A 14,902-nucleotide genomic window follows, 5' to 3' on the forward strand; every position below is an offset into this window, starting at 1 on the left:
GGAGCAGCGCCGCCGCGGTCCGCCTCACTGTCGCCCGGTCAGCAGCGCGTCGACGACGCTGGGGTCGGCGAGCGTCGAGGTGTCGCCGAAGCCTTGCGTTTCGCCCTCGGCGATCTTGCGCAGGATGCGGCGCATGATCTTGCCCGAGCGGGTCTTGGGCAAGGCAGGGGTGAAGTGGATCTTGTCGGGGGCGGCCAGCGCGCCGATGTCGTGGCGGACTTCCTGGATCAGCTCCTTGCGCAAATCGTCATTGCCCTCTTCCCCGGCATTGAGCGTGACGAAGGCGTAGATCGCCTGGCCCTTGATGTCGTGCGGGAAGCCGACGACCGCGGCCTCGGCGACCTTGCGGTGCGACACGAGCGCGCTCTCGACCTCGGCGCTACCGATGCGGTGGCCGCTGACGTTGATCACATCGTCGACGCGGCCGGTGATCCAATAATAGCCGTCCTCGTCGCGGCGGCAGCCGTCGCCGGTGAAATATTTCCCGCGATAGGTGCTGAAATAGGTTTCGAAGAAGCGCGCGTGATCGCCCCACACCGTGCGCATCTGTCCCGGCCAGGATGAGGTAAGGACGAGGTTGCCGCTGGCCGCGCCGTCGAGCGTCTTTCCCTCAGCGTCGACCAGTTCGGCGGTGATCCCTGGCAGCGGCTGCGTCGCCGATCCCGGCTTCATCGGTGTCGCGCCGGGGAAGGGGGAGATGAGGATCCCGCCGGTCTCGGTCTGCCACCAGGTGTCGACCACCGGGCAGCGGCCGTCACCGACCACGCGCCAATACCATTCCCAGGCGTCGGGATTGATCGGCTCGCCGACCGTGCCGAGCAGCCGCAGCGAACTGCGCTTGTGGCGCGTGACCCAATTGTCGCCCTCCCGCTCGAGCGCGCGGATTGCAGTCGGCGCGGTATAGAAGATGGTGACGCCCAAGCGGTCGATCGTTTCCCAGAAGCGGCCGAAGTCGGGGTAGTTGGGCACGCCGTCGAACATCACGCTGGTCGCGCGGTTCATCAGTGGGCCGTAGACGACATAGCTGTGGCCGGTGATCCAGCCGATGTCGGCGGTGCACCAGAAGATGTCGTCCTCGCGACAGTCGAAAATCCAGTCGAAGGTCGTCGCCGCCCACACCGCATAGCCGCCAGTGGTGTGGACCACGCCCTTGGGCTTTCCCGTCGATCCGGACGTGTAGAGGATGAACAACGGGTCTTCGGCGTTCATCGCTTCGGGCGCGCAGTCGGTGGCGAGCGCGCCTCGCCAATCTTCATAGAAGATGTCGCGGCCGTGCTTCATCGGCACGTCTTCGCCGGTGCGCTTGACGACGATGACGGTGGGCACGTCGCCCATTTCCAGCGCCGTATCGACGTTGCGTTTGAGCGGGATGTACTTGCCACCGCGCACACCTTCGTCGGCGGTGATCACGCAGCAAGCATCACAATCCTTGATTCGCCCCGCGAGGCTTTCGGGCGAGAAGCCGCCGAACACCACCGAATGGATCGCCCCGATCCGCGCGCAGGCGAGCATCGCCGCCGCCGCTTCGGGGATCATCGGCATGTAGATCATGACGCGGTCGCCACGCGCGATCCCGCGCTGCTTGAGCAAATTGGCGAAGCGGCACGTCTCTTCGTAGAGCTCGCGATAGGTGACGGTGCGGCCGGTCCCCGGCTCGTCGGCTTCGAAGATCAACGCGGTGCGGTCGCCGTGCGCGGGGAGATGGCGGTCGAGGCAATTGACCGACAGGTTGAGCTGGCCGTCGCCGTACCAGCGGATGGCGAAACCCTCTTCGGCGAACGACCAATCGCCCGCCTGCGACGGCGCCTTCTCCCAGTCGAGGCGCTGCGCTTGGTCGAGCCAGAAGGCATCGGGATCGGCATCGAACGCGCGGCGGAGCGCAGCCAGTTCGTCCGGGCCGATCCGCGCCCGGAAGTCTTGAGGGACGGGGTGCGTTTCGGCGCTCACAAACCCCGGCTCATGTCGATCACGAAGCGGTAGCGGACGTCGTTCTTGAGCAGGCGCTCATAGGCCTCGTTGACCTCCTCCATCGCGATGAACTCGCACTCGGGATAGATGTCCTTCGCGGCGCAGAAATCGAGCATCTCCTGCGTTTCCGGGATGCCGCCGATCGCCGATCCGCCGACCGCGCGGTTCCACCAGATGAGGTTGATCCCGCGGAACGGCGGCATCTCGGTCAGCGCGCCGACGATCACCATCCGCCCCGAACGGCCGAGCAGCTGGAGATAAGGGTCGATCTCATGGCCCACCGGCACGGTGTTGAGGATGAAGTCGAAGCGCGCCCCCGCCGCAGCCATCTGCGCCGGGTCGGTCGAGACGATCACGTCATGCGCGCCGAGCGCCCGCGCATCCTCGCCCTTGGCCGGGGTGGTGGTGATGATGGTGACGTGCGCGCCCATCGCCGCGCCGAGCTTGACCCCCATGTGGCCGAGCCCGCCGAGGCCGACGACGGCCATCTTGGTGCCTTCGCCGACCTGGTACTGGCGCAGCGGCGAGTAGGTCGTGATGCCCGCGCACAGCAACGGCGCGACGCGCGCCTGGTCCATGCCGTGGGGCACCTTGAGCACGAAATGGTCGCGCACGACGATATGATCGGTGTAGCCGCCCTTGGTGATCTCCTGCGTGTGGCGGTCGGGGCTGTTGTAGGTTTGCGTGCAGCCTTCGCGGCAGAACACTTCCCAGCCTTCGAGGCACTGGTCGCAGGTCATGCAGCTATCGACCATGCAGCCGACCGCAACGATATCGCCGACGCGATGGCGGGTGACCTCGTTGCCGATTGCGGTGACTTCGCCGACGATCTCATGCCCCGGGATGTTCGGATAAGCGGTCCCGCCCCAATCGTTGCGCGCGGTGTGCAGGTCGCTGTGGCAGATGCCGGCGTAAGTGATGCGGATGGCGACGTCGTCGGGGCGAAGCGCGCGGCGTTCGAAGGTCATCGGGCGAAGCGGCTGGTCCGGCGCGTCGGTGCCCCAACCCTTGGCCGGGGTCGGCCCGCCCGTCGTTTCGATCGCCGGGGTCGGCTCAGCAGTGGTCGCCATGATCTTCTCCTATCGCGGTCGTTCCAATATTCTCTTCGCCTGCACCAAGTGGGGCCGGTCGACCATCTTTCCACCGACCGAAAGCACGCCCGCGCTCGGTTGTGCCTCGAACGCGGCGACGATGGCCTCGGCATGGCGGATCTCGGCCTTGGACGGGGTGAAGGCGGCGTTGATGATCGGCACCTGCGCAGGGTGGATGGCAAGCTTGCCGGTGAAGCCCTCGCGCCGCGCCGCCTCGGCTTCGCGCTTCAGGCCCTTGTCGTCCTTGAAATCGGCGAACACCCCGTCGACCGGCTGCACGCCCGCAGCAACCGCGCCGGCCAGGCAAAGCGAGCGCGCGAGCTTGTAGGTGAAGCTAAGCTCCCCCTCCGCATCATATTTGGATGCGGCGCCAAGCGCGGCGGACAGATCCTCGGCGCCCCAACTCATCGCCACCAGTGGCGATCCGGGGAGGCGATAGCTGAGCAGGCCGAACAGGCTCGCCGCAGTCTCGGTGACGATGGCGTGGACGGGGATGTTGCCGGTGCGGTGCGCCAACTCGGTCACGTCGACCCCGCTTTCGGCCTTGGGCAGGACGATGCCGTGCACGTAGGCGCTGCGGATCAGGCGCAGATCGTCCTTGTGATATTCGCTGCCGAGCGGATTGACGCGCACCCACCAATGCGGGCCGTTGGAGCGCTTGGGCAATTCCTTGATGATCTCGCGCGCCGCCTTCTTGCGGTCGGGCACGACGCTGTCTTCGAGGTCGAAGATCACCGCATCGGCTTCGGTCTCCAGCGCCTTGGCGACCTTCTTCTCGCTGTCGGCGGGGACGAACAGCCAGCTGCGCGGCTCGGCCGTGCTGGTCATGCCGGCGACTTGTGGAGCAGTGCCGATCGCTTCATCGTGCAGACGACCTCGCCGCGCTGGTTGATCGCGCGATGTTCCCAGGTGACGATCCCCGCAGTCGGCCGGGAACCGCTCTCACGCACGGCGATTACCTCGCTTTCGATGCGCAGCGTATCGCCGCAGAACACCGATTTGGGAAACTTGACCTCGTCGAAGCCGAGATTGGCGACGAGCGTGCCGAGCGTGGTGTCGGCGACCGAAATGCCGACCGTCAGGCTGAAGGTAAAGCAGCTGTTGACGAGGATCTGTCCGAACTCGCTGTCCTTCGCGGCCTCGGCGTCGAGGTGCAGCGGCTGCACATTGTGAGTTAGCGTCGAGATCAGCAGATTGTCGGTCTCGGTGACGGTACGGGTGACGGCATGTTCGATGCGGTCGCCGACCTGCCATTCGTCGAAGTAGCGTCCGGGCATGGGGCGGCTCTAGGCTGGGAGCAGAAGCTCGGCAACGGCTTCGGTGATCGCGGCGCCGTCGAGGCGGTAGGCGGCGTACAGGTCCGCGAGTGTTCCCGTCTGGCCGAACTTGTCGATGCCCAAAGGCGCGACGCGCTGGCCGAGCACGCCGCCGAGCCACGACAGCGACGCAGGCGCGGCGTCGGCGATGGTCACCAGCCCCGCACCACGGCCGAGCTGCGAGAGCAGTTGCTCAATATGGCTGGCGCTGCGCGTTCCGCCCCAGCGGGCCGCCTGTGCCTCGGTCCAGCCGCGGTGGAGGAGGTCGGGGGAGGTGATTGCGAGCAGGCCAAGGCCGGGGATGTCGTCGCGCAGTTCCTCCCAGGCGGCAAGCGCTTCGGGCATCACCGCGCCCATCGCGACGATCGCGGCTTCGGCGTCTGCGCCGGGTTCGCGTAGCCAATAGCCGCCGGCGATCGCGCCCTCGCGCCAGCCGTCGCCCTCGCGCGCGACCTGGCGGATGTTGCGGGTGGACAGGCGCAGATAGGTGCTCTCGCCGTCGGGATCGTCGATCAGGCGGAAGGCGGTTTCCATCATCGCCGCAAGCTCGTCGGCGAAAGCGGGTTCGTAATGGCGTAGCCCCGGCTGGCCGAGCGCGATCAGCGGCGGATTGATCGACTGGTGCGCGCCGCCCTCCGGCCCCAGCGTGATCCCGCTTGGCGTCGCGACGAGCAGGAAGCGCGCATCCTGGTAGCAGGCGTAGTTCAGCGCATCGAGGCCGCGGGCGATGAACGGGTCGTAGAGCGTGCCGATCGGGAAAAGGCGGTGATCGAACAGGTCGCCAGCCAATCCGGCAGCGGCAAGCATCAGAAACAGGTTGTTCTCGGCAATGCCCAGTTCGATATGCTGGCCCTTATTTGTCCCCGACCACTTTTGCGCAGATGCAATCTTTGCCTTCGCAAAGACGTCGGTCATTTCGCTTCGGCGGAAGAGGCCGCGCTGGTTGACCCAGGCGCCGAGGTTGGTCGAGACGGTGACATCGGGCGAAGTGGTGACGATGCGGTCGGCCATGTCGCTGCCGCCCTTGGACAGGTCGAGCAGGATGCGGCCGAACGCGGCCTGGGTCGATTGTTCTTCACCCGATGGGGCGGGGATGGCCGGAACCGTGACCTGCCCGAATGCACGGGCACGCTTGTCGCGGGCGACGCGGCTACGTTCGATCAGCGCTTCGACCCCGGTGCGGGCATTGTCGCCGATGCCTTCGAGCGGCTCCCACTCGCTGCCTTCGCGCACGCCCATGCCTTCGCGCAGCGCGGCGAGCTGGGTCGGGTTCATCAGGCCGGCGTGATTGTCCTTGTGCCCGGCGAAGGGCAGGCCGAAGCCCTTGACCGTCCAGGCAATGAACAGCGTCGGCACGTCGTCGTTCGCGGCGTCGAACGCGTCGACCAGCGTTTCCATGCAATGCCCGCCGAGGTCGGTGAACAGCGACGCCAAGGCGTCATCGTCATGCGCCTTGAGCAGCGTTTCGGCGGGCTTGCCAACCTCCGCTTCGATCCGCGCCCGCCACGCCGCGCCGCCTTGGTAGTGGAGCGCGGACAAGTCCGCATTGGGCAGCTGTTCGAACCACGCCTTGAGCTTGGGCGCACCATCGAGCGCGGCCTTGAGGCGCTTGCCGTAGCGAAGCTCGGCGATGCGCCAGCCGCAACTGCGGAAGATTTCGTCGAACCGCTCGAACATGCGGTCGGTGCTGGTCGCGTCGAGGCTCTGGCGATTGTAGTCGACGATCCACCACAGGTTGCGGACGTCGTGCTTGTGCCCTTCGATCAAAGCTTCGTAGATATTGCCCTCGTCGAGCTCGGCGTCGCCGATCAGCGCGACGAAACGGCCGCGATCCGCCTCGTCGAGCTTGCCGTGCGCGGTGAGCAGATCCTGCACCAGGCTGGCAAAGAGCGTGATCGCGACGCCAAGGCCGACCGAGCCGGTCGAAAAATCGACCGGGATGCGGTCCTTGGTCCGGCTGGGATAGGATTGCGCGCCGCCGAAGCCGCGGAAATTCTCCAGCGCCTCGCGGCTCTGGGAGCCGAGGAGGTAGTGAATGGCGTGCAGCACCGGCCCGGCATGCGGCTTGACCGCGACGCGGTCGTTCGGTCCGAGCGCATGAAAGTAGAGCGCGGCCATGATCGCGGTCATCGACGCGCAGCTCGCCTGATGCCCGCCGACCTTGAGCCCGTCGTCGCTTTCCCGGACGTGGTTGGCGTGGTGGATGGTCCATGCCGACAACCAGCGGAGCCGCTCGTCGAGCAGCTTGAGCGAGGCAATGTCGGTGGTCAGCGGCTTCAGCAATCCAAACTCCGTCCAGGCTGAGCTTGTCGAAGCCCGATCCCGCCTTCGCCCTAAGGACAAGACCACCCCTTCGACAAGCTCAGGAAGCGCCTCGGCAACAGCGAATTATCGGAAGGTAACTGGGGGCTCGGGCGCCTCAGGCGTAAGCGGGCGCATCCAGCGGGGGCTGATCAGATGACCGAGACCGTTCTTGCGCCGACGGCGGCGCGGCGCATTGAATCGCTCGATTTCGTGCGCGGCTGCGCCCTGTTCGGCATCTTGCTGATGAACATCGTCGGGATGGGACTCGGGCCGGCGTATGACAATCCGACCATTCAGGGCGGGGCCACCGGGATCAACCTGACCACCTGGTACGTCGTCAATGTCGGTTTCGAAGGCACGCAACGGGCGTTGTTTTCGATGCTGTTCGGCGCCGGAGTCATCCTTCTTACCGAGCGGCTCGAGAAAACGCAGGGCGCGGCCGGGTACGACATCTTCTTCCGGCGCAACCTCTGGCTGATCGCGTTCGGCCTGGTCAACGCCTGGGTGCTGCTGTGGGTCGGCGACATCCTCTATTATTATGGGATCACGGCCTTGTTCCTGTTTGCCTTCCGCAAGCTCAGCGGCAAGGCCCTTCTCGCCTTTGGTCTCGCCTCCTTCGTGATCGGCTCGGCGTGGAGCGGGATCGAAACCGCCCATGCGCTCGAAAAGCATTCGAAATACGAGCAGGCGGCCAAGGTCCCCGAAGCCAGCCGCACCCCCGCGCAAAAGGAGACGATCGCCGAATGGAAAAAGGAGGAGCGTGCCGGACCGCCGCCTGTCGTCATCAAGGAGATGAAGGCGTCGATTGCCGGATCCTATTGGGGCGCGCTCAAGACCTACGCCCCGCGCATCGCCGAATTTCAGTCATGGTCGCTGTACCGCTATTTCTTCGACATCTTCGGCATGATGATGATGGGCATGGCGCTGTTCCGCCTTGGCGTGCTGACCCTGGACGTGCCCGGCAAAGTCTATGCCGCAATGGCGGCTGGAGGCTACGCCATCGGCGTCCCGCTCAACATGTATGAAGCCAATTGGATCATGGACCATGGCTTCACGAGCCTGGCCTACCATCAGGCCAATATTACCTACGATTTCAGCCGGCTGGCGATGACCGCGGGGCACCTTGGCGTACTGATGCTGTTCTTGAAATCAGGGGTCTTCGGCTGGCTGAGACGGTCGATGGCCGCGGTTGGGCAATTGGCGCTGACGAATTATCTGACGCACTCGCTGGTCGCGCTGACGGTCTTCGTGCTGCTCGGCTATTGGGGCGTTTTGCAGCGCCACCAGCTCTATTTCATCGTCCTTGCGGTGTGGACCTTCCAGATCCTCGCCAGTCCAGTCTGGCTGCGGCACTTTCACTTTGGCCCGGCCGAATGGGTGTGGCGCACGCTGACCTACGGCAAGGCGCCGCCCTTCCGGCGCGCGGCGGGCGGCGGGCCGATCGGCGCCGCGCCGCTGCCCGCGGCGTAGCGGCGGGGGGCCTAGCGCTCGTCGGGCCCCGTGCCGATTTGCGTGCTGCCGTCGCTGCGGACGGTGACGATAGGGACGAGATCGGTGCCGCAGCTGTAGGGGCCGACGTTTTGACAGGCCAAGCGCGGATCGAACGCGCGGGGCGCACTTGATGCCTCCGGCAGCGCCATGCGCATGTCTTGAGGCAACCGATATCGTTCGTTCGCGCGGCGGCCTTCGACGATGATTTCGTCGGGGTCGGGCGGTTGCGGAGCCGCCTGCGCGGCGAGCGGCGTGGGCGACAACGCAACGAGCCATAGCCATTTGGCAGGACGGACGCCGCGCTTCATGCGCCGATCATGACCTGTACGAAGACGGTCGGCAACCCGGCGCCCGTTCACGCGTAGCTGCCGGATACAAGCGGAGGCATCGATGAAACCCATCCTCACCGTATTCGCGGATTCGCCCGACGGCGGACAGGGAGTGGCGCGGGACATGCGCGTGCGCTGGGCGCTTGAGGAGGTCGGGCAGGATTATGACGTCCGCACGGTGCCGTTCGCCAAGCTCAAGGAATCGGAGCACCGCGCGCGCCATCCGTTCGGCAAGATCCCGACTTATGAGGAGGGCGAGCTGACGTTGTTCGAATCCGGCGCAATCGCGCTGCATCTTGCCGAATCGCGCCCCGGCCTGTTGCCGGGCGATGCCGAGGCCCGCGAACGCGCGATCGTCTGGCTGTTCGCCGCGCTCAACACGGTCGAGCCGCCGATCATCGAGCGCGAGGGCTATCTGATCATGGAGAAGGACAAGCCGTATTTTCGCGACCGCCTGACGCTTCTCGACGACCGCGTGCGCGAGAGGCTGGCGGAGGTTTCCGCATTTCTCGGCGAACGCGACTGGCTGGAAGGCGAATTCACCGTCGGCGACCTGATGATGATCGAGGTGCTCATCCGGCTGAAGGATCCGACGCTTCCGGGAACGTCGCTGCTTGAGGAATTCCCCACGCTCGCACGCTACGTCGAACGGGGCGAAGCGCGTCCGGCGTTCAAGCGCGCCTTCGATGGACAGCGGCAGGTCTTTCTCGAATCCCAGGAAGCGTGAAGCGCTTCCCGACTCAGGTTCGCCCGATTAGGGTCGGATCATGCAGCAATATCTCGACCTCATGCAGCGCATCCTCGACGAGGGCGTGGAGCAGCAGGACCGCACCGGCACGGGCACGCTGTCGCACTTCGGGGCGCAGATGCGCCTCGACCTGGCCGACGGCTTCCCGCTACTGACGACCAAGAAACTGCACCTGCGCTCGATCATCGTCGAATTGCTGTGGTTCCTGCGCGGGGACACCAACATCGCCTGGCTGAAAGAGCGCAACGTGCGCATCTGGGACGAATGGGCGGACGGGCAGGGTGACCTTGGCCCCGTCTACGGCAAGCAGTGGCGCGACTGGGAGACGGCGGACGGCCGCCATGTCGACCAGATCGCGAACCTCGTCGAACTGATCAAAAGCGACCCCTATTCGCGGCGGCAGATCGTCACTGCTTGGAACCCGGGCGAACTGTCGCGGATGGCGCTGGCGCCGTGCCACTGCCTGTTCCAGACGCAAGTCGCTGCTGGGCGGCTCAACCTGCAGCTGTATCAACGCAGCGCCGATATCTTCCTCGGCGTGCCGTTCAACATCGCCAGCTATGCGCTGCTCACCCACATGCTGGCGCGCGAATGCGGGCTGGCGCCCGGCGTGTTCGTGTGGACCGGCGGCGATTGCCACCTCTATTCCAACCACCTCGACCAGGCGCGGCTGCAATTGAGCCGCGAGCCGCGGCCGCTGCCGCAACTGGTGATCAAGGATCGCGGGCAGGGCCTGTTCGATTACCAGCCCGAGGATTTCGTGTTCGAAAGCTACGATCCGCACCCGCATATCGCCGCGCCCGTCGCGGTTTGACAGCGTCCCGTCGCGGCGCCGACGAAAATTTCGTGAGCGAAATGGAGCGCATCGCGTTTGGCGGCGTTCAACGGCGGTTAGATAGGGAGACGATCCATGTTTCAGAAGATCGCAACGGCAGCACTTATCGGCGCTGCACTGATTGTTTCGGCGTGCAACACCGTGCGCGGCGCAGGCGAAGACGTGAAGTCGGTTGCCAATTGCACCGAAAATGCCATCGACGGCACGGGCACCTGCTAATTCAATGTGACGCTGGACAAGTCATGGCCGTCATGGCCATGATTGTTCCGCCCCCACAATGAAGGAGCGATGCATGTTTCAGAAGATCGCAACCGCCGCACTGATCGGCGCTGCGCTCATCGTCAGCGCTTGCAACACGGTGCGCGGCGCCGGCGAGGACGTTTCGTCGGTTGCCAACTGCACCGAAAATACGATCGAGGGCCGCACCTGCTAAGCTGACGGCGCCTGGTCAAAAGCAAAAGCCCCGCCGGGTGATGTCCCGGCGGGGCTTTTTTTGTCGATCGGCTCGACGGTCGCTTACTCGCCGGCGTTGGTCTCGGCGTCCGTCAGATAGTCCCCGGCGTCGGCGTCGGTGCCATGACCGGAAGGCACGACCTCTGCCAGCGGATCGGGGCCCGAGGCGCTGGCGTCGCGCGGGCTTTGCGCAAGCTCGGCGGCATGCTCCTCGGCGGCCGAGTTCGGCGCGATCAGCGCCTCCTGCAGCTTGCGCTGCTGCGCCCGCAGCGCGGCATCGCGGCTGGTTGCCGTGACGCGCAGGCGGTTCATGCCCGCGCCGGTACCCGCCGGGATGAGGCGGCCGACGATGACATTCTCCTTGAGGCCCTGGAGGATGTCGCGCTTGCCCTGGACCGCCGCCTCGGTGAGGACGCGGGTGGTTTCCTGGAACGACGCGGCCGAGATGAAGCTGCGGGTCTGCAGCGACGCCTTGGTGATGCCGAGCAAGACCGGGCGGCCTTCGGCCTTCTTCTTGCCCTTGCCGAGCTTGGCATTTTCCTCGTCCATCTCGTCACGGTCGACCTGCTCTTCCTTGAGCAGGGTGGTGTCGCCGCCGTCGGTGATCTCGACCTTTTGCAGCATCTGGCGAACGATCACCTCGATGTGCTTGTCGTTGATCTTCACGCCCTGCAGTCGATAGACCTCCTGGATCTCGCTCACGAGATATTCGGCCAGCGCCTCGACGCCCAGCACCTCGAGGATGTCGTGCGGATCGGGTGACCCGCCGACGAGGTTGTCGCCGCGCTTCACGAAGTCGCCTTCCTGGACTTCGATCATCTTCGACTTGGGCACCAGATATTCGACCGGATCCGAACCATCCTCGGGCACGATCGCGATCTTCCGCTTGGCCTTATAGTCGCGCAGGAAGGTGACCTTGCCGCTGACCTTGGCGATGATCGCATTTTCCTTCGGCTTGCGCGCTTCGAACAGCTCGGCAACGCGCGGCAGACCGCCGGTGATGTCGCGCGTCCGCGCCGCTTCGCGCGGCATACGGGCAAGCACTTCGCCGGCTTCGACCGCCTGGCCGTCCTCGACCGCGACGATCGCGCCGGGGGCAAGGCGATAGACGCCGTCTTCGCCCTTCTTCTTGCCGGTCAGGGTCAGACGCGGCTGGAGCGACTCCTTCTTCGACTTGGCGAGATCGTCGGTCACCACGCGCTGCGTGATGCCGGTCGATTCGTCGAGCTGCTCGGTCATCGTCCGATTCTCGATCAGGTCCTGGTACTTCACGGTACCGGCCTTTTCGGTGATCACCGGGCTGAACGAGGGGTCCCATTCGGCGATGCGGTCGCCGCGGCTGACGATATGCCCGCTTTCGCACAGCAAATGCGCGCCGTAGGGCACGCGGTGCGTCGAGAGTTCGCGGCCGTCCATGTCGAGGATCGCGATTTCGCCCGAGCGCGACAGCGAGATATGCCGTCCGCGCGGGTCGACGATCGCCGGCATGTCGCGGAACTCGACCGTGCCGTCGACCGGCGATTCAAGGTTCGACTGCTCGTTGAGCTGCGCCGCGCCGCCAATGTGGAAGGTACGCATCGTCAGCTGCGTGCCCGGCTCACCGATCGACTGGGCGGCAATGACGCCGACCGCTTCGCCGATGTTGACCGGGGTGCCGCGCGCGAGGTCACGCCCGTAGCACTTGCCGCACACGCCCTGCTTCGAGGCGCACACCAAAGGCGAGCGGATCTTGACGCCCTGCAGGCCGATCGCCTCGATCTGCGCGACCATCGCTTCGTCGAGCAACGCGCCCTCGGGGATGATGACGTCGCCGGACTTGGCATCGACCACGTCCTCGGCCGTGGTGCGGCCAAGAACGCGCTCGCCGAGCGAGGCGATGACCGCGCCGCCCTGGACGATCGCGCGCATTTCCAGCGCACGGTCGGTGCCGCAATCCTCCTCGATGATCACGGCGTCCTGCGACACGTCGACCAGGCGGCGGGTCAGGTAACCTGAGTTCGCCGTCTTGAGCGCAGTGTCGGCAAGACCCTTGCGGGCGCCGTGGGTCGAGTTGAAATACTCAAGGACGGTCAGGCCTTCCTTGAAGTTCGAGATGATCGGCGTTTCGATGATCTCGCCCGACGGCTTGGCCATCAGGCCGCGCATGCCGGCCAGCTGCTTGATCTGTGCCTGCGAACCACGAGCGCCCGAGTGGGCCATCATGTAGATCGAGTTGAGATCCTTCTGCCGCCCGTTGTCGAGCTTCGGCTGGGCCGAAATCTCCTTCATCATCGCGGTCGCGACCTGATCACCGCAACGCGACCAGGCGTCGATCACCTTGTTGTACTTTTCCTGCTGGGTGATCAGGCCGTCCTGATACTGCTGCTCGTAATCCTTCACGAGCTTGCGCGTATCCTCGACCAGATCCTCCTTGGCGGCGGGGATGACCATATCGTCCTTGCCGAAGGAGATGCCGGCCTTGAAGGCGTGGCGGAAGCCGAGCTGCATGATCGCGTCGGCGAACAGCACGGTCTCCTTCTGACCCGTGTGGCGATAGACGATGTCGATAACGTCGCCGATCTCCTTCTTGGTCAGCACGCGGTTGACCGTTTCGAACGGCACCTTGTGGCTTTTCGGCAAGGTTTCGCCGAGCAGCATGCGACCCGCGGTCGTCTCGAACCGCTTCATGTAGGTCTTGCCCTGCTCGTCGGTCTGCGGAACGCGGCTGACGATCTTGGTGTGCAGCGTGACCGCACCGGCGGCGAGCGCCTGGTGAACCTCGGCCATGTCCGACAGTATCATGTTCTCGCCGGGCTCATTATCCTTCTCGAGGGAGAGGTAATAGAGGCCCAGGACCATGTCCTGCGACGGCACGATGATCGGCTTGCCGTTGGCGGGCGACAGGATGTTGTTGGTGGACATCATCAGGACGCGCGCTTCGAGCTGGGCCTCGAGGCTCAGCGGCACGTGCACGGCCATCTGGTCGCCGTCGAAGTCGGCGTTGAACGCGGCGCAAACCAGCGGGTGAAGCTGGATCGCCTTGCCTTCGATCAGCACCGGCTCGAACGCCTGGATGCCGAGGCGGTGGAGCGTCGGCGCGCGGTTGAGAAGCACAGGGTGCTCGCGAATGACTTCGTCGAGGATGTCCCAGACTTCCTTGCGCTCCTTTTCGACCCACTTCTTGGCCTGCTTGAGGGTCATCGACAGACCCTTGGCGTCGAGGCGCGAGTAGATGAACGGCTTGAACAGCTCGAGCGCCATCTTCTTCGGCAGGCCGCACTGGTGCAGCTTGAGCTCCGGGCCCGTGACGATAACCGAACGGCCCGAATAGTCGACGCGCTTGCCGAGGAGGTTCTGGCGGAAGCGGCCCTGCTTGCCCTTAAGCATGTCGCTCAAGGACTTGAGCGGACGCTTGTTGGCCCCCGTGATCGTGCGGCCGCGGCGGCCGTTGTCGAACAGGGCGTCGACGGCTTCCTGAAGCATGCGCTTTTCGTTGCGGACGATGATGTCCGGCGCGCGCAGCTCCATCAGCCGCTTCAAACGGTTGTTGCGGTTGATCACGCGGCGATAGAGATCGTTGAGATCCGACGTCGCGAAGCGGCCGCCGTCCAGCGGCACGAGCGGGCGAAGTTCCGGCGGAATGACCGGAACGACTTCCATGATCATCCACTCAGGACGGTTGCCCGATTCCAGGAAGCTTTCGACGACCTTCAGGCGCTTGATGATCTTCTTGGGCTTCAATTCCGACTTGGTGGTCTCAAGCTCGTCGAGCAGTGCCTTGCGCTCGCCTTCGAGGTCGAGGTCCATGAGCATGACCTTGACCGCTTCGGCGCCGATGCCGGCGGAGAAGGCGTCTTCGCCATATTCGTCCTGCGCCGACAGGAGTTCGTCCTCGGTCAGCAGCTGGTACTTCTCAAGCGCGGTCAGGCCCGGCTCGATGACGACATAGCTTTCGAAATAGAGGATGCGCTCCAGCTGCTTCAATTGCATGTCGAGCAGCAGGCCGATGCGGCTCGGCAAGCTCTTCAGGAACCAGATGTGGGCGACGGGCGCGGCCAATTCGATATGGCCCATGCGCTCGCGGCGGACCTTGGACACGGTCACTTCAACGCCGCACTTTTCGCAGACGATGCCCTTGTACTTCATCCGCTTGTACTTGCCGCACAGGCATTCGTAGTCCTTGATCGGACCGAAGATGCGCGCGCAGAACAGGCCGTCACGCTCGGGCTTGAACGTGCGGTAGTTGATCGTCTCGGGCTTCTTGATCTCGCCGAACGACCAGGAACGGATCTTGTCGGGCGACGCGATGCCGATGCGGATTTCGTCGAAGGTTTCCGGCTTGGCGATCGGATTGGCGAAGGGGGTCAGTTCGTTCATCTTTAGCTCCT

General features: G+C 65.0%; 12 protein-coding genes. 5 read left to right on the forward strand and 7 right to left on the reverse strand.

Features of this window, described 5'->3' with window-relative positions; genetic code table 11:
• Nucleotides 1-24 precede the first annotated feature (24 nt).
• Genes acs through H9L13_RS04430 form a run of 5 tightly spaced genes read right to left on the reverse strand, consistent with a single transcriptional unit; the run spans nucleotide 25 to nucleotide 6,658 of the window.
• The gene (gene acs / locus H9L13_RS04410) at nucleotides 25-1,947 is read right to left on the reverse strand and encodes an acetate--CoA ligase (protein WP_187539362.1); all 1,923 of its coding nucleotides are present in this window, start codon (nucleotides 1,945-1,947) and stop codon (nucleotides 25-27) included.
• A complete protein-coding gene (locus tag H9L13_RS04415) occupies nucleotides 1,944-3,038 on the reverse strand; it encodes an NAD(P)-dependent alcohol dehydrogenase (protein WP_187539364.1) in 1,095 nt (364 codons plus the stop codon). Before H9L13_RS04415 ends, acs begins: the two co-directional genes overlap by 4 nt.
• Nucleotides 3,039-3,047: 9 nt before the next feature.
• On the reverse strand, nucleotides 3,048-3,887 hold the full coding sequence (locus H9L13_RS04420) for an HpcH/HpaI aldolase/citrate lyase family protein (RefSeq protein WP_187539366.1): 840 nt from the start codon (nucleotides 3,885-3,887) through the stop codon (nucleotides 3,048-3,050).
• Nucleotides 3,884-4,336, reverse strand: coding sequence for a MaoC family dehydratase (locus H9L13_RS04425; RefSeq protein WP_187539367.1), 453 nt, complete (start codon nucleotides 4,334-4,336; stop codon nucleotides 3,884-3,886). Before H9L13_RS04425 ends, H9L13_RS04420 begins: the two co-directional genes overlap by 4 nt.
• Before the next feature lie 9 nt (nucleotides 4,337-4,345).
• Nucleotides 4,346-6,658, reverse strand: coding sequence for a transketolase (locus H9L13_RS04430; protein WP_187539369.1), 2,313 nt, complete (start codon nucleotides 6,656-6,658; stop codon nucleotides 4,346-4,348).
• A gap of 174 nt (nucleotides 6,659-6,832) precedes the next feature.
• Here H9L13_RS04430 and H9L13_RS04435 point away from each other — a divergent pair, with 174 nt between their 5' ends.
• Nucleotides 6,833-8,149 carry a DUF418 domain-containing protein gene (locus tag H9L13_RS04435; protein WP_187539371.1) on the forward strand — a complete coding sequence of 439 codons (1,317 nt, stop codon included), beginning with the start codon at nucleotides 6,833-6,835 and terminating at the stop codon, nucleotides 8,147-8,149.
• Between the two features lie 11 nt (nucleotides 8,150-8,160).
• Here H9L13_RS04435 and H9L13_RS04440 read toward each other — a convergent pair whose 3' ends face one another.
• A complete protein-coding gene (locus tag H9L13_RS04440) occupies nucleotides 8,161-8,478 on the reverse strand; it encodes a hypothetical protein (RefSeq protein ID WP_187539373.1) in 318 nt (105 codons plus the stop codon).
• 82 nt (nucleotides 8,479-8,560) lie between these two features.
• Here H9L13_RS04440 and H9L13_RS04445 point away from each other — a divergent pair, with 82 nt between their 5' ends.
• The 4 genes from H9L13_RS04445 (at nucleotide 8,561) to H9L13_RS04460 (ending at nucleotide 10,515) form a co-directional block, all read left to right on the forward strand.
• Nucleotides 8,561-9,226 carry a glutathione S-transferase family protein gene (locus H9L13_RS04445; RefSeq protein ID WP_187539375.1) on the forward strand — a complete coding sequence of 222 codons (666 nt, stop codon included), beginning with the start codon at nucleotides 8,561-8,563 and terminating at the stop codon, nucleotides 9,224-9,226.
• A gap of 40 nt (nucleotides 9,227-9,266) precedes the next feature.
• Entirely contained in the window at nucleotides 9,267-10,061 is a 795-nt protein-coding gene (locus H9L13_RS04450; RefSeq protein ID WP_187539377.1) for a thymidylate synthase, read from the forward strand.
• Between the two features lie 96 nt (nucleotides 10,062-10,157).
• Entirely contained in the window at nucleotides 10,158-10,301 is a 144-nt protein-coding gene (locus H9L13_RS04455) for an entericidin EcnA/B family protein (RefSeq protein ID WP_187539379.1), read from the forward strand.
• Nucleotides 10,302-10,374: 73 nt separating this feature from the next.
• A complete protein-coding gene (locus tag H9L13_RS04460; RefSeq protein WP_187539381.1) occupies nucleotides 10,375-10,515 on the forward strand; it encodes an entericidin EcnA/B family protein in 141 nt (46 codons plus the stop codon).
• Nucleotides 10,516-10,598: 83 nt separating this feature from the next.
• Here H9L13_RS04460 and rpoC read toward each other — a convergent pair whose 3' ends face one another.
• Nucleotides 10,599-14,891 carry a DNA-directed RNA polymerase subunit beta' gene (rpoC, locus tag H9L13_RS04465; protein WP_187539383.1) on the reverse strand — a complete coding sequence of 1,431 codons (4,293 nt, stop codon included), beginning with the start codon at nucleotides 14,889-14,891 and terminating at the stop codon, nucleotides 10,599-10,601.
• Nucleotides 14,892-14,902 lie beyond the last annotated feature (11 nt).

The organism is Sphingomonas lutea (assembly GCF_014396785.1).
Taxonomy (GTDB): Bacteria; Pseudomonadota; Alphaproteobacteria; order Sphingomonadales; family Sphingomonadaceae; genus Sphingomicrobium; species Sphingomicrobium luteum.